This window comes from Rhodococcus sp. MEB064, from assembly GCF_000834565.1.
Taxonomy (GTDB): Bacteria; Actinomycetota; Actinomycetes; order Mycobacteriales; family Mycobacteriaceae; genus Rhodococcoides.
The window spans coordinates 64,964-90,091 of record NZ_JXQS01000010.1; the positions used below are offsets into that span (position 1 = coordinate 64,964).

The 25,128-nt window shown below is 67.9% G+C and carries 26 protein-coding genes; 15 read left to right on the top strand and 11 right to left on the bottom strand.

Annotation, left to right across the window (positions count from 1 at the left end):
• Positions 1-12: 12 nt before the first annotated feature.
• The 5 genes from RU01_RS06115 to RU01_RS06135 are packed head-to-tail and all read right to left on the bottom strand — an operon-like array spanning position 13 to position 5,618.
• Positions 13-2,106: a xanthine dehydrogenase family protein molybdopterin-binding subunit gene (locus tag RU01_RS06115; protein ID WP_042573637.1), complete on the bottom strand. Its 2,094-nt coding sequence runs from the start codon at positions 2,104-2,106 to the stop codon at positions 13-15.
• Complete coding sequence (locus RU01_RS06120) at positions 2,103-3,104, bottom strand: FAD binding domain-containing protein (protein ID WP_042573638.1); 1,002 nt, start codon at positions 3,102-3,104, stop codon at positions 2,103-2,105. The genes RU01_RS06115 and RU01_RS06120 overlap by 4 nt, the downstream gene beginning before the upstream one ends.
• Positions 3,101-3,646, bottom strand: coding sequence for a 2Fe-2S iron-sulfur cluster-binding protein (locus tag RU01_RS06125; RefSeq protein WP_042573639.1), 546 nt, complete (start codon positions 3,644-3,646; stop codon positions 3,101-3,103). Before RU01_RS06125 ends, RU01_RS06120 begins: the two co-directional genes overlap by 4 nt.
• A 39-nt stretch (positions 3,647-3,685) precedes the next feature.
• Positions 3,686-4,483, bottom strand: coding sequence for a PIG-L family deacetylase (locus RU01_RS06130; protein ID WP_042573640.1), 798 nt, complete (start codon positions 4,481-4,483; stop codon positions 3,686-3,688).
• 37 nt (positions 4,484-4,520) lie between these two features.
• A complete protein-coding gene (locus RU01_RS06135; protein WP_042573641.1) occupies positions 4,521-5,618 on the bottom strand; it encodes an Rv2629 family ribosome hibernation factor in 1,098 nt (365 codons plus the stop codon).
• 119 nt (positions 5,619-5,737) lie between these two features.
• Here RU01_RS06135 and RU01_RS06140 point away from each other — a divergent pair, with 119 nt between their 5' ends.
• Entirely contained in the window at positions 5,738-6,088 is a 351-nt protein-coding gene (locus RU01_RS06140; protein WP_042573642.1) for a DUF3140 domain-containing protein, read from the top strand.
• Between the two features lie 246 nt (positions 6,089-6,334).
• The gene (locus tag RU01_RS06145; protein ID WP_042573643.1) at positions 6,335-7,585 is read left to right on the top strand and encodes a glycosyltransferase; all 1,251 of its coding nucleotides are present in this window, start codon (positions 6,335-6,337) and stop codon (positions 7,583-7,585) included.
• A 10-nt stretch (positions 7,586-7,595) separates the two neighbouring features.
• On the opposite strand, the gene RU01_RS23315 is transcribed toward RU01_RS06145, so the two are convergent.
• Both RU01_RS23315 and RU01_RS23320 read right to left on the bottom strand, forming a co-directional pair.
• Positions 7,596-8,039, bottom strand: coding sequence for a glycosyltransferase family 2 protein (locus RU01_RS23315; RefSeq protein ID WP_231568610.1), 444 nt, complete (start codon positions 8,037-8,039; stop codon positions 7,596-7,598).
• 132 nt (positions 8,040-8,171) lie between these two features.
• Positions 8,172-8,498 carry a glycosyltransferase family 2 protein gene (locus tag RU01_RS23320; RefSeq protein WP_231568611.1) on the bottom strand — a complete coding sequence of 109 codons (327 nt, stop codon included), beginning with the start codon at positions 8,496-8,498 and terminating at the stop codon, positions 8,172-8,174.
• A gap of 259 nt (positions 8,499-8,757) precedes the next feature.
• Between RU01_RS23320 and RU01_RS06155 the strand changes: the two genes are divergently transcribed.
• The 3 genes from RU01_RS06155 (at position 8,758) to RU01_RS06165 (ending at position 11,196) form a co-directional block, all read left to right on the top strand.
• A complete protein-coding gene (locus tag RU01_RS06155) occupies positions 8,758-9,150 on the top strand; it encodes an STAS domain-containing protein (RefSeq protein WP_042573644.1) in 393 nt (130 codons plus the stop codon).
• Between the two features lie 50 nt (positions 9,151-9,200).
• Positions 9,201-9,644: an ATP-binding protein gene (locus RU01_RS06160; protein WP_052493142.1), complete on the top strand. Its 444-nt coding sequence runs from the start codon at positions 9,201-9,203 to the stop codon at positions 9,642-9,644.
• Positions 9,645-9,774: 130 nt separating this feature from the next.
• A complete protein-coding gene (locus tag RU01_RS06165) occupies positions 9,775-11,196 on the top strand; it encodes a PP2C family protein-serine/threonine phosphatase (RefSeq protein WP_231568612.1) in 1,422 nt (473 codons plus the stop codon).
• On the opposite strand, the gene RU01_RS06170 is transcribed toward RU01_RS06165, so the two are convergent.
• Complete coding sequence (locus RU01_RS06170; protein WP_082042931.1) at positions 11,176-11,727, bottom strand: CinA family protein; 552 nt, start codon at positions 11,725-11,727, stop codon at positions 11,176-11,178. The two genes, RU01_RS06165 and RU01_RS06170, sit on opposite strands and share 21 nt — an antisense overlap.
• 117 nt (positions 11,728-11,844) lie before the next feature.
• Here RU01_RS06170 and nadE point away from each other — a divergent pair, with 117 nt between their 5' ends.
• On the top strand, positions 11,845-12,669 hold the full coding sequence (gene nadE, locus RU01_RS06175) for an ammonia-dependent NAD(+) synthetase (protein ID WP_042573645.1): 825 nt from the start codon (positions 11,845-11,847) through the stop codon (positions 12,667-12,669).
• A 95-nt stretch (positions 12,670-12,764) separates the two neighbouring features.
• Positions 12,765-12,923, top strand: coding sequence for a hypothetical protein (locus RU01_RS23080; protein ID WP_197074697.1), 159 nt, complete (start codon positions 12,765-12,767; stop codon positions 12,921-12,923).
• 65 nt (positions 12,924-12,988) lie between these two features.
• Here the strand turns inward: RU01_RS23080 and RU01_RS06180 are convergent, their stop codons facing one another.
• Positions 12,989-13,963, bottom strand: coding sequence for a hypothetical protein (locus RU01_RS06180; protein WP_042573646.1), 975 nt, complete (start codon positions 13,961-13,963; stop codon positions 12,989-12,991).
• Positions 13,964-14,114: 151 nt separating this feature from the next.
• On the opposite strand from RU01_RS06180, the gene RU01_RS06185 reads away from it, so the two are divergent.
• Positions 14,115-14,366: a hypothetical protein gene (locus RU01_RS06185; protein WP_042573647.1), complete on the top strand. Its 252-nt coding sequence runs from the start codon at positions 14,115-14,117 to the stop codon at positions 14,364-14,366.
• Here RU01_RS06185 and RU01_RS06190 read toward each other — a convergent pair.
• The gene (locus RU01_RS06190) at positions 14,351-15,457 is read right to left on the bottom strand and encodes a carboxylate-amine ligase (RefSeq protein WP_042573648.1); all 1,107 of its coding nucleotides are present in this window, start codon (positions 15,455-15,457) and stop codon (positions 14,351-14,353) included. The two genes, RU01_RS06185 and RU01_RS06190, sit on opposite strands and share 16 nt — an antisense overlap.
• A 49-nt stretch (positions 15,458-15,506) precedes the next feature.
• Positions 15,507-15,974: an NUDIX domain-containing protein gene (locus RU01_RS06195; protein WP_197074698.1), complete on the bottom strand. Its 468-nt coding sequence runs from the start codon at positions 15,972-15,974 to the stop codon at positions 15,507-15,509.
• A 98-nt stretch (positions 15,975-16,072) separates the two neighbouring features.
• On the opposite strand from RU01_RS06195, the gene RU01_RS06200 reads away from it, so the two are divergent.
• The 7 genes from RU01_RS06200 (at position 16,073) to RU01_RS06230 (ending at position 24,979) form a co-directional block, all read left to right on the top strand.
• Complete coding sequence (locus RU01_RS06200) at positions 16,073-17,731, top strand: catalase (protein WP_042573650.1); 1,659 nt, start codon at positions 16,073-16,075, stop codon at positions 17,729-17,731.
• A gap of 270 nt (positions 17,732-18,001) precedes the next feature.
• Positions 18,002-19,345, top strand: a complete 1,344-nt coding sequence (locus RU01_RS06205) for an APC family permease (protein WP_042573651.1) — start codon at positions 18,002-18,004, stop codon at positions 19,343-19,345.
• An 84-nt stretch (positions 19,346-19,429) separates the two neighbouring features.
• On the top strand, positions 19,430-19,684 hold the full coding sequence (locus RU01_RS06210) for a hypothetical protein (protein ID WP_042573652.1): 255 nt from the start codon (positions 19,430-19,432) through the stop codon (positions 19,682-19,684).
• Between the two features lie 56 nt (positions 19,685-19,740).
• On the top strand, positions 19,741-20,961 hold the full coding sequence (locus RU01_RS06215) for a cupin domain-containing protein (RefSeq protein WP_042573690.1): 1,221 nt from the start codon (positions 19,741-19,743) through the stop codon (positions 20,959-20,961).
• Between the two features lie 62 nt (positions 20,962-21,023).
• Positions 21,024-21,605: an isopentenyl-diphosphate Delta-isomerase gene (idi, locus tag RU01_RS06220; RefSeq protein ID WP_042573653.1), complete on the top strand. Its 582-nt coding sequence runs from the start codon at positions 21,024-21,026 to the stop codon at positions 21,603-21,605.
• A gap of 44 nt (positions 21,606-21,649) precedes the next feature.
• Positions 21,650-23,296 (top strand): phospholipase D family protein, encoded by a 1,647-nt coding sequence (locus RU01_RS06225; protein WP_042573691.1) that lies wholly within the window; start codon positions 21,650-21,652, stop codon positions 23,294-23,296.
• A gap of 45 nt (positions 23,297-23,341) precedes the next feature.
• A complete protein-coding gene (locus RU01_RS06230) occupies positions 23,342-24,979 on the top strand; it encodes a RecQ family ATP-dependent DNA helicase (protein WP_042573654.1) in 1,638 nt (545 codons plus the stop codon).
• Positions 24,980-25,128: the final 149 nt, after the last annotated feature.

Consider the following 25,128-nt stretch of genomic DNA (forward strand, 5'->3'; position numbering starts at 1 on the left):
TCGGCTCGTCGCTCACTGGCGCAGCGCGGGATCCATCTTCTCGACGAGGGTGTCGAGACGGATGGGAAGGTCCCGCACCCGCACACCGCACGCGTGATACACGGCGTTGGCGATGGCGGCTGCCGATCCGACGTTGCCGATCTCGCCGATTCCCTTGCTGCCCATGGGATTGAGATCGTCGTCGTCCTCGTCGACCCAGATCGCCTCGATGTCGCGGACGTCGGCGTCCACCGGCACGTGGTACTCCGCGAGGTCCGCATTGAGGAATCCGCCGTGTCGGCGGTCCACGATGCCCTCCTCCATCACAGCCATCCCCAACCCGAAGATCATGCCGCCCATGAGCTGCGACCGCGCCAACCGCGGATTGAGCACGCGTCCCACGGAGAAGACACCGAGCATCCGGTTCACCCGCACCTCGCCGGTGTCCACGTCGACGTGCACCTCGGCGAAATGGGCGCCGAAGGCTTGGCGTGCCCTCTCGGCGCGCTCCTCGAGATCGTCGGCGGTGTCCGCCAGGACGCTCGCACCGGCGGCCGGGTCACCGTCGGCGACCAGTGCCCGGCAGGCCTTGGTCACCGCCCATCCCCACGACGACGTGCCCGACGATCCGCCGGCACCGGGTGCTGTCGGCAGCGAACTGTCGCCGACGTGGATGTGTACGCGGTCCAGGGAGACACCGAGGGCATCGGCGGCGATCTGCGCCAGAACGGTGCGAGCGCCCGTCCCGATGTCGGACGCGGCGATGGCCACGTCGACCGTGCCGTCGCCGCGAGCGGTCGCGCGCGCGGTGCTCGGAGACGTCATGGCCGGGTAGGTCGCCATCGCCACCCCGGTGCCGACCAGCGTCCGCCCCACCCGTCGGATTCCTGGACGCGGATCGCGCTCGGCCCACCCGAATCTGCGGGCTCCCTCGTCGAACACCCGGCGGACGGTCCGGGAGGTGTACGCCTGCCCGTCTGCCGGGTCGACCGACGGCTCGTTGCGTAGTCGCAGCTCGATGGGATCCATGCCGAGGGCATAGGCGAGTTCGTCGACCGCGCACTCGAGCCCGAACATGCCGGGGCACTCACCGGGAGCCCGCATCCACCGCGGCGTGCCGACGTCGAGCGCGACGGCGCGGTGGGTCGTGGACACGTCGGCGACGTCGTACACGTGCCGGCTGCCCTCCGAGGTCTGCTCGACGAACTCCATGACCGTCGACGTCTGCTGAAGGGAGTCGTGCAGAAGCGCTGTCATCGAGCCGTCGTGGTCGGCCGAGAGCCGGATGCGCTGGATGGTCGGAGTGCGATAGCCGACGAAGTCGAAGGTCGACCGGCGCGGCACGGGGAACGACACGGGCCGACCCACGACGGACGACGCCATCACCGCCACCACCGCGTTCGGCCGTGTGCTTCCCTTCGACCCGAATCCTCCCCCGACATGTTCGGCGACGACGCGCACTCGGCCGGGCTCGAGGTGGAAGAGTTCGGCCAGATCTCCGGCCACTCCCGACGGCGCCTGGGTGGAGTCCCACACCGTCAGCGTGGACCTGTCCTCGCTCCAGGACGCGATCGTGGCGTGCGGCTCCATCGGCGCGTTGTGCTCGGCCGGTGTCGTGTACCGGACGTCGACGCGGACCGGGGAGGCGTCGAATCGTGCCTCCGGCTCCCCCTTGACGACGTCGGTGTCGAAGCCCGCGTTGACCTGTTCGGGAGCGTAGATGCCGGGGTGATGTTCCCGTAACTCGTTGTCGCACTGCCTGCTCTCGTACGTCACGTCGACTGCCGACGCCGCGTCCTGGGCCTGCTCCAGCGTGTCCGCCACGACGACGGCGACGATCTGCCCGCGGTAGGAGACTGCGTCGGACTGCAGGACCTGGAGTTCGCCGTCCCCGGGGTCACCTAATGCCGGGGCGTTGCCGTACCAGAGCACGTCCAGAACACCCGGAAGCGCGAGTGCTGATGCACGATCGACGTCGACCACCCTCCCGGCAGGAACAGTCGCCCCGACGATGACCGCGTAGGCAAGAGATCCACCGACATCCTTGTATTCCGCCGCGTATCGTGCTGCGCCGGTGACTTTCTCGCGGCCCTCGAGCCTCACGACAGGCGTTCCCATGACGGTCATCGACGGGCCTCGTCTGCAGCGACGTCGGACAGGGACATCACGGTCGACGCCGCGGTCGATGCGACGAGCGACATCTTGTAGTTGTTGTCCGGGAACGTATGCGCGGCACCGAGCTCGTGTTCCATCGCCGCCACCACCGCGGCGCGGGACGGAATCGAACCGAGCAGATCGTTCTCGGCGATCGTCGCCCGCCACGGTTTGTGCGCCACACCGCCCAACGCGATCCGCACGGTCGTGAACACACCGTTCTCCACCACCACCACAGCGGCGACGGACACCACGGCGAAGGCGTACGACGCGCGGTCGCGCACCTTGCGGTAGGTCGAGCGCGCACCGGACGGGAGCGGCGGAATGTCGAGGTGGGTGACCCACTCCCCGTCCCGCAGTGTCGAGTCCCGTTCCGGGGTGGATTCGGGTAGACGATGCAGATCGGCGAATCGGATCTCTCGGATCCCGTCCGTTCCGACGACACCGACGGTGGGGTCGAGGACCGCGAGGCCCACTGCCATGTCCGACGGGTGGGTGGCGATGCAGTACTGCGACGCGCCCAGCACCGCGGCGTTGCGGCGATCGCCCTCGAGAGCGGAGCATCCCGACCCCGGTTCGCGCTTGTTGCACGCCGTGTCGACGTTCATGAAGTACGGGCAGCGGGTGCGCTGGAACAGGTTGCCACCGGTGGTCGCCATGTTCCGGAGCTGGCCCGACGCGCCCGACAACAGAGCGCGCGAGAGCACCGGATACTGCGAGCGCACGACCGGATCGGCGGCCAGATCACTGTTGCGCACCAGCGCTCCGACGCGCAGACCACTGTCCGCGTTCCACTGCGTGTCGGCCAGGGCGAGGCCCGTGATGTCGATCAGTCGATCCGGTGTCTCGACGCCCAGCTTCATCAGATCGACCAGATTGGTGCCACCGGCCAGCACACGCGTCGCTCCCTGTGCCAGTGCCGCCGCCACGGACGCCGCGTCCTCGGCCCTGTCGTAGGCGAATGTCTTCACGCCTCGACCCCTACGGTGGTGGCGTCGCGGGGCGGCATGTTCTCCCGCACCGCGGCGACGATGTTGGCGTACGCGCCGCAGCGACAGATGTTGCCGCTCATGCGCTCTCGTATCTCGTCGTCGGTCGAGACCGCCGCGCTGTCGAGGTCGTCGGTGACCGCGCTCGGCCACCCGCTCTTCATCTCGTCCACCACGGCGACCGCGGAGCAGATCTGACCGGGCGTGCAGTAGCCGCACTGGAACGCGTCGTTGTCGAGGAAGGACGCCTGCATCGGATGCAGGTCGTCGCCGTCCGCGAGACCCTCGACGGTCGTGATGTCGTCACCCTGCGCCGCGACGGCCAGGGTGAGACAACTGGTGATGCGGCGGCCCCCGGACAGCACCGTGCAGGATCCGCACTGTCCGCGATCGCAACCCTTCTTGGAGCCCGTCAGGCCGAGCCTCTCGCGAAGTGCGTCGAGGAGTGTCGTGCGGACGTCGCACTCGACCCGATGCTCCTCGCCGTTGACGGTGAGGGTGACGCTGATGTCCCGAGTGACCATAGCCTTCGGTCTACCCGGCGGACCCGAGGCCAAACCGTCTCACAAGGGCAGCGCGGTCTCCTTCACCGTCGGCGGCGCATCGACAGCGGGCACGATCCGGCGGAACCACTCGGTCCCGAAGGCCGATGCGAGATCCGCGTCGGACATCGGGATGAACGGGCCGAAGTCGCCGATCTGCGATTCGTGCACCACCATCGCCGCACGCTTGGCGGCCAGCACGCCCGTCACGTCGACGGCCGTGGTCAACTCCGACTCCGGAAGTCCGAAGGATTCGATGTCGAGCTGGGGCGCCTCGTCGTTCTCGGAGGGATCCCAATTGGGATTGGCCGCCATCATCTCGCGCATGCGGTCGCGGTTCATCGTCCCCTCGTAGACGAACGGCACCGAGGCGAGCTCCGCCGCACGAACTCCGACGTGATGCACCTGCACATGGTCGGGATGGCCGTAGCCGCCGTTGGGGTCGTACACCGTCAGCACGCGGGCCTGCTCCTCGTCGAGGACGTCGGCAAGACGACGAGCAGCCTCCTCCACCGACGCGTTGGCGAAGGCGATCGGGTTGTCGTTGCCGTCGGTTCCCGCCATTCCGGAGTCCGCGTATCCGAGCATGACCACTCGCTGGACACCGAGTATTTCTGCGGACCGCTCGAGCTCGAGTCGACGCCGATCGTGCAGCGATTCACCGTCCGCGAGCAGTCCTTCCGGAAACTCTCCCAGCGCACCGTCCGTGGCGGTCACCAGAACGACGCGGTGGCCGGCATCGGCCGCTGCACGCATGATGCCGCCGGTGCCGAACACCTCGTCGTCGGGATGGGCATGGAAGCACACCAACACACTCATCGCCAGATCGTCGCACGGAGCGCGCTGCGGCCCGCGATCAGACGGCGTATCTGCGCAGCCCTGCGATGCCGTCGCGCGGACTGATCCTCTCGTCGACCCGGATCACCTCGGCGTCGATGTGCAGCGCGCCGTACGGAACGGCCTCGTCGGCCCGCAATGTGCGGGTCGGTGACACGCCGAACGCCGACAGCGCATCGGGGTCCGGGGCGATCATGGTGGGTGACTCGTCCGAGACCACGGTGACGTCGGGAAGATCACCGATCAGCACCGTCGCGAGGCTGCCGTCGCGGAGCGCCGCGCAGACGTCGTCCACCCCGTCGATCGCCAGACCCGACCCACGACCGAGCTCCGCGGACCACGTCTGCGCGGCGTCGTCCATCGCGGCGAGACGTCGACGCTCGATCTCCTCGTCGATCGCGCGGCCGAGCTCCTCGCTGTGGTTACCGCTGCCGCGCGCCCCGATGTCCAGGTCGACGACGACGTCGGCCGTCCGCTCCGGGAGTGCGGCACGGAGATCGGACCGCGAGCGGAGCTCACCGGCGACGAACACGACATCGAGTGCCCGCTGGTCCACCAGCTCGGTCACCCGGTCCGCCACCGCGCCCACGTTGCGTCTCGCCGCGTCGTCGGTCCGACGCTGCGGGGTGCCGTACCCGGCGGACTCCGCCCCGGCGGCCTGGTGGATCGGTCCGGACACCGCGTCGACCGTCTCCTGGTGGGTTCCGCCGCTGCTCTGCACGGTGATGTCGGCCCCTGCATGGTCCACCCATGCGAGGAGGTAGCTCAGGTTTGCCGGCCCGTGATCGACCAACGGCACGAGGTAGGGCAACTCGGAGACCCGGACCTCGGTTCGGACCGGCGGGCCGATCAGTCGCTCGTCGATCAGCACCGTCGATCCCGCGGCGATCAATCCGCGACCGCTCCGCCCGACGGCCGGCGGCGCGTCCAGCACCGCGGCGCGGAGAGCGTCCACCGTCTCCTCCGGCGAGGACTTCCGTCGGAGCTCCTCCTCGATCCCCCGCCACGACAGTTCGAGGCGGGTCCGGCCGTCCTCGGTGTCGTGGGAATCCTCGAAGTAGACGGACACGAACGGTCCGCTCGACTCGGTCAACGTACGCAATGAATTCGGATGCATCGGTGCCTCCTACGGTCGAATGGTCTCGGCCGCATGGCTGCCCGTCACGCAACGAGTCAAACGGCGGCACTGCTCCCGGGCCAGGATTGCGACCCTCCGGTGCGGGGAACGTCCGGTCGATGACGGATACGAAGAAGAGCGGAACCCCCGACGGCCTGGACGACATCTGGGACGACTGGAACGACGCGGTGAACATGACCAGGAAGGAACTCTCGGACTGGTTGGCAACGGACGAATCCCAGTCGGTCGGTGACTCGAAGGACGGCGAGTCGACAGGACACGAGATGGGTCGACGGATCACCGACATCCTGGACACGAAGAAATCGGATCTGACCGACGACGACGTCAAGGCGATGCACAAGGTCGTCGGCTACGTCCATCGGCACCGCGCGCAGGGGCCGTCGAAGGACGTGGAGCACTCGCGCTGGCGCTACTCCTTGATGAACTGGGGTAACGATCCCCTGAAGTAGGGGGCAGGTATTCGGAGCAGGTAGTCCGGTCGGATGTTTTCTTCACACGATCCGGGTTATACCTCGGAGATGTCCGAATCCATGTCGGTGCTGCTGTGGCACGTTCACGGCTAGTGGGCGTGCGCGTCCTTCGCTGACGCCGACGACACGACTTTCCGACCGCTCGACCCGCACCACCGACAGAAAGGGACGTCGTTCAGTCACCAGCGACGTCTCGCAACCGTTGTTCCGAGGGACGGATTCCTCATGCGTATCGCCATGGTGTCTGAACACGCAAGCCCGCTCGCCGCGCTCGGCGGCATCGACGCGGGAGGCCAGAACGTCCACGTCGCGGCATTGGCTGCCGCTCTCGTCGACCGGGGCCACGACGTCTCCGTCTTCACTCGACGAGACTCGACCGACCTCCCCGACGACGTCACCGCCCCCGACGGCTACCGGGTCGTCCACGTGCCGGCCGGTCCACCCGCACCGATAGCCAAGGACGATTTGCTGCCGTTCATGGGCGATTTCGCCGCCGGTCTGTCCGAGCACTGGACGGCGGATCGTCCGGACGTGGTGCACGCACACTTCTGGATGTCGGGTCTCGCGACCCAACTCGCCGCCGGCCCCCTCGCCATCCCGACCGTCGTGACCTTCCGTGCGCTCGGTGTAGTCAAGAAGCGGCACCAAGGCACTCGGGACACCTCTCCCCTGAGCCGCACGAAGATCGAAAGGCTCATCGCACGCAGCGCGGACCACGTAATTGCCACCTGCTCCGACGAGGTGACGGAACTCGTCCGGATGGGCATCCCGCGACGCCGAATTTCGGTGGTGCCGTGCGGTGTCGACCTCGAACAGTTCCAACCCGCAGCGATAGCATCGGCCGACCCGACTCGCCGAGGACGCCTCGTCGCGGTGGGCAGACTGGTGCCGCGCAAGGGCTTCGACCTGGCGATCGCCGCGCTCGCGTCGGTCCCCGACACCGAACTGATCATCGCCGGCGGCGAGCGCAGCGACGTCTCCGACGATGCCGAGGCGAAACGCCTCAGGCAGATCGCCGTCGCTCACGGGGTGGCCGATCGAGTCCGCCTCGTCGGGCAGGTGTCGCACGAGTCGATGCCCGATCTTCTCCGGTCGGCGGACGTGGTTCTCTGCACACCCACCTACGAGCCGTTCGGCCTCGTTCCGCTCGAAGCGATGGCGTGCGGCATCCCGGTGGTCGCCACAGCGGTCGGAGGATTCCTCGATACCGTGATCGACGGTGTCACCGGTGTCCTAGTGCACCGCCGGACACCCGCCGCAGTGGCCGACGCCGTGCGTCGACTGCTCGCCGACGAGGGTCGCCGCACCGGGTACGGCATGTCGGCCGCCGACCGCGCCCACGCGCGCTACTCGTGGGAGCAGATCGCCGTGGACACCGAACGTGTCCTTCGATCACTGTTGCCGGAACCGGTTGTCGCGCAGCACGCCGAGATGGCCGAGGACGGAACGAGAGACGGTCGCCTGGACCTCGTGTGAGGCCGTGCTGCTATCCCACGTAGCGACGGGCCGCGGATCGGGACTGGGGTTCCTCGAGGAGGACGAGACCCCGTTCCACGGCCGGCGGTACGGGCTTGCGATGACGAATGACCCACCCGGCCGACATCATCGCCTCCCACACCGCCGATGCCGTCGCGCGGTCGCGGGGAGCCGACCGGAGCACCGCGACCGTTCTACGGACAGCGCTCCGAACGGGCCGCCGCAACCACAACGTCCACAGCGTGTTCCGGATACCGGGTTGGCGTCGACGGGTCGCATCCCGGCTGACCGACGGCTCGTGCTCGATGACCATGTGTTCTTCCCACACCATCCACCACCCGGCGGCAGCGAGATCGAGCGCGAGCAGTTCTTCCTCGCCGCCGAGCCACATCCTCTCGCAGAATCCACCCACCCGCCGGAACGCCGAGACGCGAATCATCGTCAGCCCCGCCATGATTCCGAGCAGCGCCGGCCCCGGCAGCCAGGAGGGTCCCTCGATCGGACTGTCCCGGAACTCGGCCGTGATCGGATCCTCGACCAGCGACGGGGCGACCAGACATTTTCCCGTGACCGTGGCGACGGCCGGTTAGGCGTCGAGACGCGCTGCCCCCAGGGACAGCGCACCCTCCTGCCATCGCGTGTCGTCGTCGCAGAACGCCACGTAGGGCGTCGTGACGATGTCGACGGCGCGGTTGCGTGCGACCCCGCCGAGGTTCTCCGACAGCGCCAGGAGCCGCACCTCGGGGAACAGGTCCCGGACCATCTCGACCGTGCCGTCCGTGGAGGCGTTGTCCACCAACACGATCGGAGCCTCGTCGGACAGCGAGGTCATGTGTTTCAGTGTCCGTTCCAGCTCCGCTCGACGGTTGTGCGTGATCATGACGACGGTGACGCGATCAGCAACCTCGGTCATGCGCGGACCTCCTCGGTCATGCTCGGGCCTCGTCGCTCGGTGGTGGCCCGCAGTCGCGGGCAGGGAGCCGGTCGACAGGACGGTGCTCCAGGCGATGTCCACGGGGTGACCGGGTCCGTGGGAGACAGTTCATCGCACGCCGTTACCCCCGTGACGGCCCGTCAAACCGGACGTGCGAGAGTTCGAGCCGGTGTGGCATCGGTCGGACTCGGCTGCTTGAATGGCCTTTCTGGACCGAACACCGAAAGGCAGGCATCCGATGTCGATCGCCGAGAACACCACGGACGCATTCCGTGTCGACACCGAATGGCACGACGACGCAGCCGTTCTGACTGTCGTGGGCGAACTCGATCTGGCCACCGCGCCGATACTTCAGGACGCGGTCGATGCCGTGCGCACCACAGCGTCGGGTGCTCTCGTCATCGATCTCACGGGCGTCGACTTCCTCGCGTCCGCAGGGATGACCGTGTTGGTCACCTCTCATCAGGCGGTCGGCGAGAACGTCGCTTTCGCGGTCGTCGCCCGCGGTGCGGCGACGGCTCGACCTCTGCAGTTGGTCGGTCTCGACGAGACCTTCCCGGTTCTCGACACCCGCGAGGCGGCCTTGGCGGCCGTCCGTTCGTCCGGGTCGCGCGCGACCGATCCCGCATGAGCGGTGCTCCCGGTGTGAGGACTGGTCACGCGTGGGGTACTCCTGCACCTGTGATCGACGACGCGACGACCGAGCACCGCCATCCGCCCACCCAGTTGTCGTTGACCGATCTGGACGCCGAGCCCCAGCGCATCACCGATGCTCGGGTGCGGTTCGGCGCCTGGCTCCGGCACACGCCGTTCGATTCGACACGGGCCTACGACATCGTCCTGGCCGTGTACGAGGCGATGGCCAACGTCGTCGAACACGCGTACGGACCGGCGGCCACGGGCCGCGGTCGACGCGTCTTCGATCTCCAGGCCACCTTCGATGCCCCACGCCTGGAGGTCGCTGTGCGCGACCACGGCACCTGGTCCGAGTCGTCGCCGGGCCCGCTACGCGGCCGGGGTCTGCCTCTCATCGAGACGCTGTCCGACGACGTGACGTTGTCTTCCGCGGATTCGGGAACCACCGTGACGATGGCGTGGGATGTCGACGCGGCACCCGGGAGATGAACACCGGGTGGGAGATCGACACCGGCGGCCTCGTCTCGTAGACTTCCCGTAACTGCTGAGGCCCCATACGGAGCCTTGTCTCCTCCAGCCCCGGGGAGAGCACCCTCGCTCTCGTTCTTCCGGAGGCCCCATGACTGCACTTCATCCCCGTCAGGTCGTCCCGGCCGATAACGCACCGTCGTCGAGGCCGATCTACGCCTCGCATCCGATCGACGCCGCCCATGTCTTCGACTCCCCGAGGCGTGCATCGTCGCGAACCGCGATGGAACCGATCGACCTCGGTCCCGATCCAGCGCATGCCGCCGAGCTGGCACGTCTCGCAGCACTGGCACGCTACGACGTCGAGCACACCGCCGCGGACGGCGCCTTCGCTCGCATCGCTCGCCTCGCCGCTCGGTGGTTCGACGCTCCGTACGCCTCGGTGTCCATCATCGACGCCGATCTGGTGCGCTTCACCGCCACCTACGGCGACGGACTGCCCGACCACACGGAGCGTCACGACGCCCTCTGCACGATGGCCATGACGCACGACGGCCCCTTCGTCGCAGCGGACACGCTGGCTGATCCGTCCACCGCCGGCAGCGCCTTCGTCCGTGGTGAGCTGGGCATCCGCTTCTATGCGGGCGCACCGATCGTCACGGCCGACGGATTCCGCCTCGGCACCGTCAACGTGTACGACGTCACTCCACGTAGCGTGTCCGACGATCGTGCGGATATCCTCATGGAGCTCGCCGACATTGCCATGGACGAGTTCGAGCTGCGCCTGTCCGCGGCGACGAAGGTCCGCGCCGAGCGCGAGTTGCGGACCAGAGCCGAATCGGATGCGGCGATCATCGGTGACTACGCCGCGGTACTCCAGCGCACGCTGTTGCCGCCGTCGCTCCCCACGATCGAGGGCCTCACGCTGGCGTCGCACTATCACGCGTCGTCGCCGTTGCAGGTCGGTGGTGACTTCTACGACGTCTTCGCGTTGGGCAACGACCGGTGGGCGTTCTTCCTCGGCGACGTGCAGGGTCACGGCGCCGGCGCTGCGGCGGTCACGTCGTTGGTGCGCTACACCCTGCGCGCGGCGGCACTGCACCACGAGGACCCCACCGAGGGACTCGCGGAGCTCAACCGCCTGCTCCTGATGGACACCTCGCACCAGCGCTTCTGCACGGTGCTGTTCGGCTTCATCACTCCGGACCCCCGCGGCGGGTTCCGCGTCACTCTCGCAACGGGAGGGCATCCGCCCGCCTTGCTGCTCGACCCTGCGCGCGGAGAAGTGCACGAGATCCGTTCCAGCACGGGCATGTTCGTCGGCGCTCTCGAGAACGCCACGTTCAGCTCGTGCAGTTTCCGGCTCGAGGAGGGGCAGACCCTGCTCCTCTACACGGACGGCATCACCGAGGCGCGCCCCGACGGCCGGACGATGTTCGGCGAGGACGGACTCGCACAGTTCACGCAGGCCCGCCTCGGCTTGTCCACGGCGAAGGTGGTCGAGGATCTGGTCGCCCTGATCCCCGACCTCTCCCCGATCGACGACATCGCGCTACTGGCTCTCGGAGCCTGACCGGGCGTGGTCGCGCAGCAGGCGTAGCGCACGTTCGATGGTCGCCGCGAGGACGTCCTTCGGGTCGCCCTCGAAAACGACGCGTTCCGCGCTGACGGTCCCGTGGTCGTCGACCCCGAACCAGACAGTGCCGGGGGGCACGTCCTCCATCGTCTCGGGTCCGGCCTCACCGGTGACGGCCACGGTGAGGTTCGCGCCGGTCGCGGATGCCACCCCGCTGGCCATGGCGGTCGCTGCCTCCTCGCTCACGACGGGGCCCCGCGGAACCTGCAGGAGCGTGTACTTGACCTCGCTCGCGTAGGCGACGACCGAGCCGCGGAACCAGGTGCCCGACGACGGGGCGCGACCCAGGTTGGCGGCGATGTTCCCGGCGGTCAGTGATTCGGCGGTGGCGATACGAAGGTCGCGCGAGAGTGCGAGGTCCGCTATCTCGGAACAGATCTCGGCGAGATCGTCGTCGGTGTCGACTCGCTGTTCCGGTTCGGCCGCGTCCGCCTCGATGAGCTCGTCGCTCTCGGTGTGTTGCGACATCTCTGGTCGATCCCCTCTGGAGAATGTGTGGACCTCCGGACATTCCCGGTCTCGTCGGCGGCAAACACTTCGTTCCCGCAGTGTCACATCGGGCGGATCGGCGCTAGCGTTGGTCTCATGCCGACTCTTCGCGACACCATCCGAACCGAACTCGAGGTCCGCCCGACCATCGATCCCGCAGCGGAGATCGACACGCGTGTGGGCTTTCTCGCCGATTACGCCGTCGCCACCGGCACCGCGGGATTCGTGCTCGGTATCAGCGGCGGGCAGGACAGCACGCTCGTCGGACGCCTGTGCCAACTCGCGGCGGAACGTGTCCGCGCGAGCGGAGGAAAGGCGGAGTTCGTCGCCGTACGGCTCCCCTACGGCACCCAGGCGGACGAGGACGATGCGACCATCGCACTCGACTTCATCCAGCCCGACACCACGGCGACGGTCGACATCAAGGCATCGGTGGACGGCGCCGCCGGTGCCGCGGCCGCAGCCCTGGGAGTCGATCGGCTGCGCGACTTCGTCCGCGGCAACATCAAAGCGCGGGAACGCATGGTCGCCCAGTACGCGCTGGCAGGCGAGCGCAATCTGCTGGTCGTCGGCACCGACCACGCGGCCGAGGCCGTCACCGGCTTCTTCACCAAGTACGGCGACGGCGGAGTCGACCTCACCCCGGTCACCGGTCTGACCAAGAGGCAGGGCGCTGCATTGCTGCGTGAGCTGGGAGCGCCCGAGAGCACGTGGAAGAAGGTTCCGACGGCAGACCTCGAGGACGATCGGCCGGCGCTTCCGGACGAGGAAGCCCTGGGCGTGACCTACGCCCAGATCGACGCCTATCTCGAGGGCGAGGATGTTCCGGACGACGCCGCTGCCACCATCGAGAACTGGTTCCTCAAGACTCGGCACAAGAGAACCACTCCGGTCACCCCCAGCGAGACCTGGTGGCGATGACGACGGTGTGAACCTGTCGCGATCGGGTAACCCCTGTCACAGCGCTCGAGAAGTGAGGCGTCGACACATCGAGGTGTTTCGACAGGAGTGGGAAGATGGATACCGAGACAGTCGTCTGGACCGATCCGAGTCCGCGGCAGGAATGGTGGGAAGCAGTCATGGCCCGGTGCGGAACCGGCAGAGTCTCCGACCGATCGGGCCGCGACACCGCGCCCGGCGACACCGGACCTCGCACCACCGTGACACGCAACTAGGCAGCACCCACGAGAAATGCCCCCGAGGAGTCGTCCTCGGGGGCATTTCTCATGTTCGGGGTCGATCAGGAGATACCGACGATGTCCTTCGCCAGGGCAGCCAGACGCGTCTGCGCTGCCGACACCACGGAGTGGCGGTTCTTGTTGCGCTCCTCGTAGGCGACCACCGTGCGGAGATCCGACGGGTCGGTCAATTCCTTGATCTCCGCGACCGCGGCGGAGACGTTCAAGGAGTCGTAGTCGTCGATCGGCAGTTCCTGCTCGTCGAGCGTTCCGCCGGCCGCACGCGTGCGGTGGATGGCGTCGGCGACGCCGGTGGCGCCGCCATCACGCGTCACGTCCTCGGCTGTCTCGAGAGCAGCGTCGCGGCTCGCGGTGACAGTGTCGACGGCGAGCTCGGTGGCACGCTGGCCTCGACCGATGAGAGTCGACACCTTGGCGGGGACGTCCTTTGCCGTGCCGACGACGCGGTCGACACCCCGGCTCGACCAGGTAACAGGGGTGTTGATCAGACGTACTGCAGCACCTGTCGCTGCCTGGATGGGCGTGCGGCGCAGGGCGGCGGGGCCACCCAGCGCATCTTCCGCGAGGACTGTAGTGAGCCACTCGACAGTTGCCGAGTGGGCGGTGACGAGGTCGTCGGCCAACGAGACCACCGCGGGCACGGAGGCAGTCGTGGCGAGCGCCTTCACGTAGCGCGAGCGGTCGAGGAGCTGGTGTTCGAGAGCGAGGTCTCCGAGAAGTGCCTCGTCGAACGGCTGTGCCTGCTCACCGATCGACTTCAGCAGTGCGGTGAGGCGTCCGACGACGGGTGCGACGACGCCGGGGAAACCGCCCAGGTCGCGGATGGTGGCATCGATACGAGCAGCGCGATCGCGACCGTTGGAGGCGTTCTGCAGCAGCTCGTCGCGGACCGCTTCGGTCCGAGCCTGCGCGACGCGAGTCTCTGCGACCTGCACCTCGGTGTTGGTGAGTGCGAGAAGCGCGCGCAGCTGGGCGACGAGCGTCGCCCGATCGGTGTGTGCGGTGGTGCTGACCATCTGTTGTCCCCCTGTGAGTGGTGGTGAGTGTTCGGTGCTAGAGCAGCCTGAACGACCGCCCCGCGTCATTCGGTGACATATGGCGGTTACCCGTCGGTACAACGGGGAAAACGTGTGACGGGGCACATGCCCCACGATCGAAGGAGATCTCATGGCAGACGAACTGGACGCGAAGCTCGACTCCGTACAGGAGAAGATCGACGAGGCGAAGCAGGCCGCGGGCGACATTCCGGAACGACGTGACGGCGGAGCCGACCAGGACGACCTGCACCACACCCCGGACGGCGCCGGTGAGCAGACGGGCGATGCGGCCGAGGCGACGCTCGACGAGTTCCGCAATTCCGACGGTGAGCGCGACGAAGGGATGACCGAAGGCGGCGGCGGAGGTCAGGGAGCCGCCTGAACACCGACCGAGTGCGGTACGGCGAGAGATGTCACCACCTCGGGCACGCTCGATCCCGCGGCGAGCATCTCTCGCTGGCGGCGTGCACCGTTCCCGCGCGCCAGTAGCGCGTCGATGTGGGTCTCCACCGACTCGAGGTCGCCGGTCACGGTCAGGGCGCCTCGCACATGCGCCACCAGATCGGCGAGTCGAGACGCGGCCGGCAGGACGATTCCGGTCGCGGGATCCACGGCGTCCCCGTCCAGTCCGTCGTGAGCGGCGAGCCAGTACGCCCGCCGCAATCTGCTGTCCGGAACGACGGGTGCATCGGCTGCGGGATCGACACTCATGACCAGAGCGCGGATCAGACGCGCGAGGAGAACGGTGTCGGCACTGTCGGCAGGAACATCCGCGACGCGGATTTCGACCGTCGGTAGACGCCGCGACGGTCGGACATCCCAGTAGACCATCCCGTCGTCGAGAATCGTTCCCGCGCGGATCATCTCGGAGACCTCACGGTCGTACTCCGCCTCGGACCGCAGGTGTGGAGGCGGGCCCGCGCTGGGCCATCGCGACCATTGGACCGATCGCCAACTGGCGTACCCCGTGTCGACTCCGTCGTAGATCGGGGAGTTCGCGGATACCGCGAGCAGTGTCGGCAACCACGGTCGGACAGCCGTAGCGACAGCCACCGCGTGGGCTCGGGACTGCACGGCCACATGCACATGGCATCCGCAGACCGCTGCTTGGTCGGCGATCGGCCCGAAACGCTCGGCGATGCGGCGATACCGCGAGTCGTCGGCCACGGTCGTCCGAACCTCCCCCGGCCGATGTACGGGGGCGACTCCCATCGGTACGGCCAGCGCGCCGTGTCTCGCCGACGCGTCCCCGACTGCGGCGCGAGAGGTGGCCAATGCCTCGGCCAAGTCGTCCAGGTCCGTCACCACCGGGCTGGTGGTCTCCACCTGGCACGCGGTCAGCTCGAGGTCCAGCGCGATGCCCGAACGCGACTCGCTCGTCGCGGCCACCTCGCGGTTGCAGTCCAGAGGCGACGCTGTCCGGGGGTCGAGGAGCAGGAACTCCTCCTCCGCCCCCACCGTAGGTACGTTCATGCGCCGAGCGATGCCCACCGAGGGACCGCGCAAACGCGTGACCTGCGTCTCAGGCCCCGCGGAGGTGCCGATCCAGTGCGTCGAGCAACGGACGTTGGCCCACCAGGATGCGCAGTCGAGCGGACTCGGAGTCGCACCACTCCACCCGATCGACCTCGGGAAACACCATCCGACGCCCCGATGTCGGGGGCCATTGCATCTCCACCTCGTTGCTGACGGCGGTCGACGGATCGAAATCGCCGCGTACGGCGAACGCGCGGACGGTCTTCGCGCGCGACTGTGTGACCGTTCCCAGGTCGATCCACTCCCCCACCGGGACCGGCGACCCCAACTCTTCCTCGAACTCGCGAACGGCCGCCGACCGAGCGTCCTCGGTCTCCGCGTCGTACTCGCCCTTGGGAACCGACCAGGCACCGGCGTCCTTCCGAGCCCAGAACGGACCACCGGGGTGCGCCAGCAGAACTTCCAGGTTCTCGGGCTCGCCGCGGAAGAGCAGAATTCCGGCGCTCGTCTTCATCCTGCCCATTGTTCGTGACGACGTTTTTCCGCCCGGAGGGCGGGTACGCGGTCCGTTGCACCGAACGAACACGACAGAGTCACGAGGGAGTCGAGCACATGACAGATGTTGCGTCGCAGGGATCTACACCCGACGACGACCGGGACATCCTGACCGATCGTCAGGGGCACCCCGTCTACGACAACCAGAACCAACGCACCGTGGGCTCGCGAGGCCCGGCGACACTCGAGAATTATCATTTCCTCGAAAAGATCAGCCATTTCGATCGCGAGCGCATCCCCGAACGCGTCGTCCACGCCCGCGGCGCCGTCGCCTACGGCTACTTCGAGGCCACCGGGAAGTGGGGCGACGAGCCCATCGAGAGGTATACCCGCGCCAAGCTGTTCGCCGAGGCCGGCAAGCGAACGGATCTCGCCATCAGGTTCTCGACCGTGATCGGCGGACGCGATTCGTCGGAAGCCGCACGGGACCCGCGCGGTTTCGCGATCAAGTTCTACACCGAGGACGGCAACTGGGACCTCGTCGGCAACAACCTCGGCGTCTTCTTCATCCGCGACGCCATCAAGTTCCCGGACGTCATCCACTCACTCAAGCCGGATCCTGTGACGTTCCGCCAGGAACCGGCGCGCATCTTCGACTTCATGTCGCAGACGCCCGAGGCGACGCACATGCTCGTGAACCTGTTCTCGCCCCGCGGGATTCCGGCCAACTACCGCACCCAGCAGGGCTTCGGCGTCAACACCTACAAGTGGGTCAACGCCGAGGGCGAAACCCGTCTGGTGAAGTACCACTGGATTCCGAAGGCCGGCGTCTCGTCTCTGACCGAGGCCGACGCTGCAGTCGTCCAGGGCCAGGATCTGGGCCACGCGAGCAAGGATCTGTACGACCACATCGAGAGCGGCGACTACCCGGAATGGGAATTGCGCGTTCAGCTCATGAGCGACGACGAGCATCCGGAGCTGAACTTCGACCCGTTGGACGACACCAAGGTCTGGCCGGAGAACGAGTTCCCGCCGAAGGTCGTCGGCCGCATGGTTCTCGACCGCAACGTCTCGAACCATTTCACCGAGAACGAGCAGATCTCCTTCGGCACCGGCGTTCTGGTGGACGGGCTCGATTTCTCCGACGACAAGATGCTCGTGGGTCGTACGTTCTCCTACTCCGACACCCAGCGCTACCGGGTGGGGCCGAACTACCTGCAGCTGCCGGTGAACCAGCCGAAGAACGCGTCCGTCGCCACCAATCAGCAGGGCGGCCAGATGCAGTACGCGGTGGACCGCAACGGCGGAAATCCCCACGTGAACTACGAACCGTCCATCACCGGCGGGCTGCGTGAAGCGCAGTACCCGACACACGACGAGCAGGGCCCGGAGATCTCGGGTCGCCTCACCCGCAAGCGGATCGATCGCACGAACGATTACGAGCAGGCCGGTCAGCGTTACCAGCTGATGGATCAGTGGGAGAAGGACGATCTGGTGGCGAACCTGGTCGCCAATATCTCCGAGGCGACCCGTGAGGTCCAGGAGCGCATGGTGTGGCACTTCCTGATGGCCGACGACGAACTGGGCGCGCGGGTCGGTGACGGTCTGTCGATCACCGCCGACGACGTCCGCGGACTCGAACCGCTTGCCTCGCAGACGCTCTCGGACGAGGAGAACGAGCGTCGAGGGAACCTGGGCAAGAACGGCCCCCGTGACGTGACCGGCCTGGAGATGACGCACTGCGTCCCGAACGAGCGTGACGTGAAGGCCGGCTGACGATCAGGTCGACGTCCTCTGGACAACAGGTGACGGCGGGGTTATCGTCGATTCTGCAAGCCACACGGATCGGTAGACGAACGTAAGGCAGGTGGTGCGTATCAACGAGGTGAAGCGAAACTACGTGTTCCTTCCATCGCGAGGCCGTCACTGTCCGTGATCGCGCCCGCATCATAATTGTCCGACAACCCCGGTGCCTTTCCCAGGCACCGGGGTTTCTCTTTGTTCCGGGCGCGTTCGTTCGCAGGGGAAACGGGTATGCCCCCGCCCATGACTGAAGTCGACAAAGCGCCGGTGAGCGAGCAGGGGAACGGCCTCCGCACGGCGATCTCGGGGAAGTTGCTGTTCGTGTTCATCCTCGGAGACGTCCTGGGGGCGGGCATCTATGCCCTCGTCGGGGAGATCGCCGGCGAGGTCGGAGGCGCCGTCTGGGTTCCGTTGCTCGTCGCCTTGGCGATGGCGATGCTGACGGCGTCCTCCTACGCGGAGTTGGTGACCAAATACCCCCGCGCCGGGGGCGCCGCAGTCTTCGCCGAGCGCGCCTTCCGTCGGCCCGTGGTGTCGTTCCTGGTGGGGTTCTCGATGCTGGCCGCCGGAGTGACCAGCGCCGCGGGACTGTCCGTCGCCTTCGCCGGCGACTACCTCGGAGCGTTCCTCGACGTCCCCACCGTCCCCGCGGCACTCGTCTTCCTCGCCGTGGTCGCGCTCCTCAACGCCCGAGGCATCAAGGAGTCGATGCGCGCCAACGTCGTGATGACGATCATCGAGGTCAGCGGCCTCGTTCTGGTGGTCGTGCTCGCAGGCATCGTTCTCGGTCGAGGCGACGGAGACATCGGCCGCACGATGGACTTCGCGGACGGCGTGAATCCGGCGGTGGCGATCCTCGCGGCAGCGTTGTTGGCGTTCTACTCCTTCGTCGGGTTCGAGACGTCGGCCAACATGGCCGAGGAAGTCCACGACGTGCACCGCGTCTATCCGCGCGCCCTGTTCCTGTCCCTGACCGTGGCAGGCGCGGTCTACGTCGCCGTGGGGCTCGCGGTCAGCGCCGTCGTTCCGGCGACTGATCTCGCGGACACGTCGGCGCCTCTCCTGGCAGTCGTGTCGGCAGCGGACGTCGGGATCCCCGACAAGCTCTTCGGCGCCATCGCCCTGATCGCCGTGGCGAACGGCGCGCTGTTGACCATGATCATGGCCAGCCGACTCACCTACGGCATGTCCAATCAGGGCCTGCTTCCCTCCGCCGCGGGACGGGTTCTGCCGCGCCGTCGTACGCCGTGGGTCGCCATCCTGGCCACGACCATCGTCGCCATGATCCTCGCCGCCACCGGGACGGTCGCCGCGCTCGCGGAGACGGTCGTGCTCCTGCTGCTGATCGTGTTCGTCAGCACCAATCTCGCCGTGCTCGTGCTGCGCCGCGACACGGTCGAACACCCGCACTTCCGCACCCCGGCAGTACTTCCGGTGCTCGCCCTCGTCAGCTGTGTCGTCCTGGCCACCCAGCAGAGTGCCGGGACCTGGCTCCGGGCCGCAGTGCTCCTTCTGGTGGGTGTGGTCCTGTATGCGGCGATGAGATGGACACGGAGTTTGAGAAGTCCGGAAATCGTCAACTCGTGATCCGTCTCCTGTAGAACGGGAGAGTTCGATGTGTGTCCGACGCCGGGCTACCGGCGTCCGGTCGTGACGAGTGAAAGGCAGTCGATGGCTATCAACGACGACGACATCACCACCTCCGGAGCAGCAGGCGGAGAAGGCCCCGCCGACGGCGGCTCCAACCCCGGCGGCCACGACGGCGGCGCGGACGGTTCCGCGAGCAGCGGTGAAGGGCCCGCCGACGGCGGCTCCAACCCTGACGGACACGACGGCGGCGCCGACGGTTCCGCAGGAGGAGAAGGGCCCGCCGACGGCGGCTCCAACCCCGCCGGCCACGACGGCGGTGCGGACGGTACGGCTTGAGCCGACAGTTCGACGAGCAACGCGGATCGGGAAACCGGTCCGCGTTGCGTCGTCTCATGAGCATCGAGGCTCGAACGTTCGCGGACGAGCACTGGGGTCTCGCTCCGCTGCTGACGCGGCGGGAGGACCTGTCGTCGACGTTCGAGGACCTGCTGTCGGTGGACGCCGTCGACGAACTCGTCTCCGAACGCGGAGTGCGGACCCCGTTCGCGCGCATGGCGAAGAACGGGTCGCTCACCGCGCGCGAGAACTTCACCGACTCCGGCGGATTCGGCGCCGAGGTGACCGACCAACTCGATTCCGCGGGGATACTCGCGGCCTTCGCCGACGGTCACACGTTGGTTCTGCAGGGTCTGCATCGACTGTGGCCGCCGCTGATCCACTTCGCCGGCGAGTTGGTGCGCGACCTCGGCCACCCCGTCCAGGTGAACTCCTACATCACACCGGCGTCGTCCCGCGGGTTCGATCCGCACTACGACGTGCACGACGTCTTCGTCCTCCAGATCTCCGGCGAGAAACGGTGGATCCTGCACCCGCCCGTGCATCAGCACCCCCTGTCGCACCAGCCGTGGTCCGACCGCAAGGACGATGTCGCAGCGATGGCGCGCACCACGCCGACCATCGACACCGTTCTGCGCGAAGGTGATTCGCTGTACGTGCCGCGCGGGTGGATCCACTCGGCACAGGCACTGGGCGACACGTCGATCCATCTGACCGTCGGAATGTCGGCGTTCACCCGATACGACCTGCTCCACCACCTCGTGTCGACCTTCGCCGAGGACGCACGGTTCCGCAGCCCACTCCCCGTCGGGATCGATCTCACCGACGCGGATGCGGTAGCACCCCATGTGCGCGCGCTGCTCGCCGATCTGGTCTCCGCACTGGACGAGAACGACGCTCCCGTGAATCGCGAGCATGCGGTCGCCGATCGGGTCGGACGGCGCTTCACCGAGGTCACGCGCCCAGCTCCCGTGCGGCCGCTCGCGACGATCGGGTCGATGGCGGCGCTGTCCGCGAACTCGGTCGTGGGATGGCGTCCGGGTCTGCACGCGCGGATCGTCGACGCCGACGACGCGGTCACCGTCACGACCCGGACGAAGTCGGTGCGGCTGCCTGCGGTGTGCGCCTCCGCCGTTCACCAGCTGCATTCCGGCAAGGACTGCGTCGTGGGAGAGCTGAGCGGACTGGACACCGACGACGCTCTCGTCGTGGTCCGGCGGCTGCTGCGCGAGGGCATCGTGGTTCCGCGATCGAGCCCTGTCCCACCGACCGACTAGAGTCGACGAAGGCATATTCGGACCGGGTCCGACGAAGCACTGTTGGGGAAAGAGAACGCGACGTGGAGCTGGTAGTACTTCTCGACGAGGACGGCCGGGCCATCGGGACCCACGACAAGGCCACCGTCCACCACGACGCCACGCCGCTCCACCTCGCGTTCTCGAGTTACGTCGTGAACCGGGACCGCGAGGTTCTGGTCACTCGTCGTGCTCACGAGAAGCGCACGTGGCCGGGCATCTGGACGAACACGTGCTGTGGGCATCCCGCGCCCGGTGAACGCCTGGACTCGGCCGTTCTGCGGCGCCTGGACCACGAGCTCGGTATCTCCGCCTCGAACGCGGAGCCCGTACTCCCCCGTTTCCGCTACCGCGCGGTGATGAGCAACGGCGTCGTCGAGTACGAGATCTGCCCGGTCTTCCTCGTTCTGCACGACGATCGGTCGGTGGATCCACGTCCGGACGAGGTCGCAGACTTCCGGTGGGAACCGTGGTCCGACTTCGTCGCGGCCGTGTTCGAGGGTCGCAGCGACCTCTCGCCGTGGTGCCAGGACCAGGTGCGCCAACTGCACGCGCTGGGGAGCGATCCGCTGGCGTGGCCTACCGGCGGCACGGCGTCGTTGCCGCCCGCTGCGCAGGTGGCGTGAGCACCTCCGGCGACGGCGCGCGTCAGCGTCGCGACAATGTCGCGATGAGGGCGATCGACCGGGTGTCCAGTGCTCTGGGGCGGTCCTCGATCTTCGACGACATCGATTTCGACGACACCCATCCCTGGTTCCTGACGGGCGAGGAGCGTGCCAACGCCGACACCCGCATCCGGCCGTGGACCGACGGGAACCTCTGCCGCGCACTCGTGCACGGCGACACGTACTTCCGTGTGCTGGACGAGCACGTCGCAGCAGCGGAGGTGGACGATCTGGTGCTGTTCACCGACTGGCGTGGCGACCCGGAGCAGGTACTCACCGATCACGGCCCGACCGTCGAGGGTGCGCTGACGCAGGCAGCCTCGCGCGGCGTCGTCGTCCGAGGACTGCTGTGGCGTTCGCACGCGGAATCGATCGGCTACACCGGCGGCAAGAACAGCGCGTTGGCCTCCGCTCTGGAGGAAGCCGGAGGTGAATGCGTCCTGGACCAGCGCGTCCTGAGCTTCGGGTCGCATCACCAGAAACTCGTGGTGATCCGTTCGGCCGAGCGATCCGACCAGAACGTGGCATTCGTCGGCGGCATCGATCTGGCGCGTGCCCGACGCGACGACATCCATCACCACGGCGACGCACTCAGTCGTCCGTTCCCGCCGGAGTACGGGGAAACCCCTGCCTGGCACGACCTCCAGCTCGAGGTGCGTGGACCGGCCGTCCGGGACGTGGAGGACACCTTCCGCGAGCGGTGGGAAGACCCGGCAGCGTTGTCCCGGCTTCCGTGGCACGTCGTCTCCGATATCGTCCGGCGACACCGACGCGAGCCGTCGGAGCTGCCCGCGCCCCTGCCGGATCCACCGACCGCCGGCACGTGCTCGGTACAGCTCCTGCGCACCTATCCTCGGCGACGTCCCGCCTACCCGTTCGCCCGCGACGGAGAACGCAGTGCGGCTCGGGCGTACGCGAAAGCACTGGGACGCGCGGAACGCCTTATCTACATCGAGGACCAGTACCTCTGGTCCGTGGACGTGGCACGTGTCTTCGCGCGCGCCCTCCGGCGCTCACCACGTCTGCGCATGATCGTCGTGGTGCCGCGCCATCTCGACGACGACAGCGCGATGACCATTCCTCCGGCGCTCCTCGGCCATGCCGCGGCCCTCGACCTGCTCCGCGACGCGGGAGCCGACAGGGTCCTGGTTCTGGACGTCGAGAACGACGACAGCGTGCCGGTCTACGTCCACTCCAAGGTTTGCATCGTCGACGACATCTGGGCAGCCGTCGGCAGCGACAACTTCAACCGGCGGTCGTGGACTCACGATTCGGAGCTGACGGCCGCGGTGGTGGACGAGACCCGGGACGAGCGGTCCCCCGTGGACCCGTCCGGACTCGGCGACGGGGCGCGAGTCTTCGCCCGCGACCTGCGCTTGGAACTGCTCACCGAGCATCTCTCTCGTGACCCGGGCGACGTGGACGACCTTCTCGACCCCGACGAGTGCTTCGACGCGGTGTCCGATCACGTGGCCAGGCTCGATGCGTGGCACGACGGCGGTCGAGACGGTGACCGGCCGGTCGGGCGCCTGCGCACGCACGCCATCGAGGTCCCACCCGTGTGGAAGCAACGCGTGTTCTCGGTGCTGTACCGACTGGTGGTCGATCCGGACGGACGCCCCCTGCGATTGAGACTCACGCGGCGCTTCTGACGCACGATCGGATTGGCCCGTCCAGTCCGGGGTATCAGGGCTCTCGTGAGTCCTTCGAGCGACACCGCGCACCGCGTCGACACCGCAGGGTCGGCACTCGGGTACACGGAACTTCATCCTGCGCAACGTGATTCGGTAGCGGCCCTCGCCGGGGGCCGGGACGTCCTGGCACTGCTCGCCAGTGGTTACGGCAAGTCTGCGATCTATCAGATCGCCGCCTCGATTCTCGACGGTCCTACCGTCGTGGTGACTCCGCTGATCGCTCTGCAACGCGACCAGGTCGAGAGCCAGCGCCGACGGACCGGCGAGATGCGCGCCGTCGCAGTGCATTCGGAGCAGACGACGTCGCAGAGCGACGACGCGTGGCGCTCGCTGGAGACCGGCGACGCGACGATGCTCTATCTCACTCCGGAATCGGCGTCTCGACCCGACACGTGGCGGCGACTGCGTGAGATGTCGGTCGCCTGTGTCGCCGTCGACGAGGCGCATTGCATCGCGGCATGGGGCCACGACTTCCGACCTGCCTATCTGCGCCTCGGCGACTTCGTCGACGCGATCGGGCGGCCGCCCGTCGTGGCGACCACCGCTACCGCCCCGCCGCCCGTTCGCGACGAGATCGTCGAGCGACTCCATCTCGTGGACCCCTTCGTCGCGGTGGGGTCGTTCGACCGGCCGAACATCCACCTGACCGTCGTCCGCCACCATCACGCGAGCGACCTGACCGACGCCGTGGTCGACGACGTCGTGGATCGGGTCGACGCACTGCGGTCCGGGGCCGTCGGCCTGGTGTACGTGGCCACTCGCGCGCAGACTCACGACTACGCGGACCTGGTGGGGCAGCGGGGAGTCGACGCCATCGCCTACCACGCAGGACTCTCCCGCCACGACCGCGAGGACGCGCATCGCGCCTTCCGAGACGGGACGGTGGACGTCGTGGTGGCGACGTCCGCGTTCGGTATGGGCATCGACAAGCCCGATGTCCGCTTCGTCGTCCACACGTCGCCGCCGGAATCCCTCGAGCGCTACTACCAGGAGTTCGGGCGGGTCGGACGAGACGGCGACGATGCCGCGGCGGTCCTGCACTTCCGCCCGGAGGATCTCGGCTTGTCCACCTTCTTCGCCACCCGGAATCCCCAGCGCGAGGCGCTGGCCGGGGTGTACCGGGCCATCTCCTCCACGACCGCGCCGATACCGACCGATTCCCTGGCAGCGCTCCCCTCGGTGTCGGGCCGCGCGGCGGAGTCGGCGGTGGAACTGCTCGATCGGGCCGGGGCAGTTCGGTGGCAGGACGGGGGGTGGACGGACTGCGGGATGGAGACGGCCGATGCGGTGGAGCGGGCCTGTGAGGCTGCGCATCGCGCGGAGACCGCCGCGCGCTCGCGTGTCGAGATGGTGCGGAAGTACGCCGAGACGACGCGGTGTCGACGACGCGTCCTGCTCGAGTACCTCGGCGAGGTGCCGTCCGGACCGTGCGGTCGATGCGACACGTGCGAATCCGGTGCGTCGACGGAACCGGACGACGGCGACGGTCGTTTCCGGCCCGGCGACGTTCTGCATCACCGTGAGTGGGGCACGGGGGACGTCGTGTCCGCGGAATCGGACCGAGTGACCGTCCACTTCCCCGATCAGGGGTACCGCACCCTGTCCACGGCCGTCCTCCTCGACGAGAACGTCGCCGAGTGACGGGGCGGCGAAACGAACGCGAGCCGCGCCACGGGGGCAGGTAACCGGCGCGCTACCCGGAGAGCTCCCCTCGCACCGGACACCGAGTAGGTTCGGCCCGCCAACCTGCCCGTTTGCGGCGCGAAGCTGCTGCGATGACCGTAGATTCG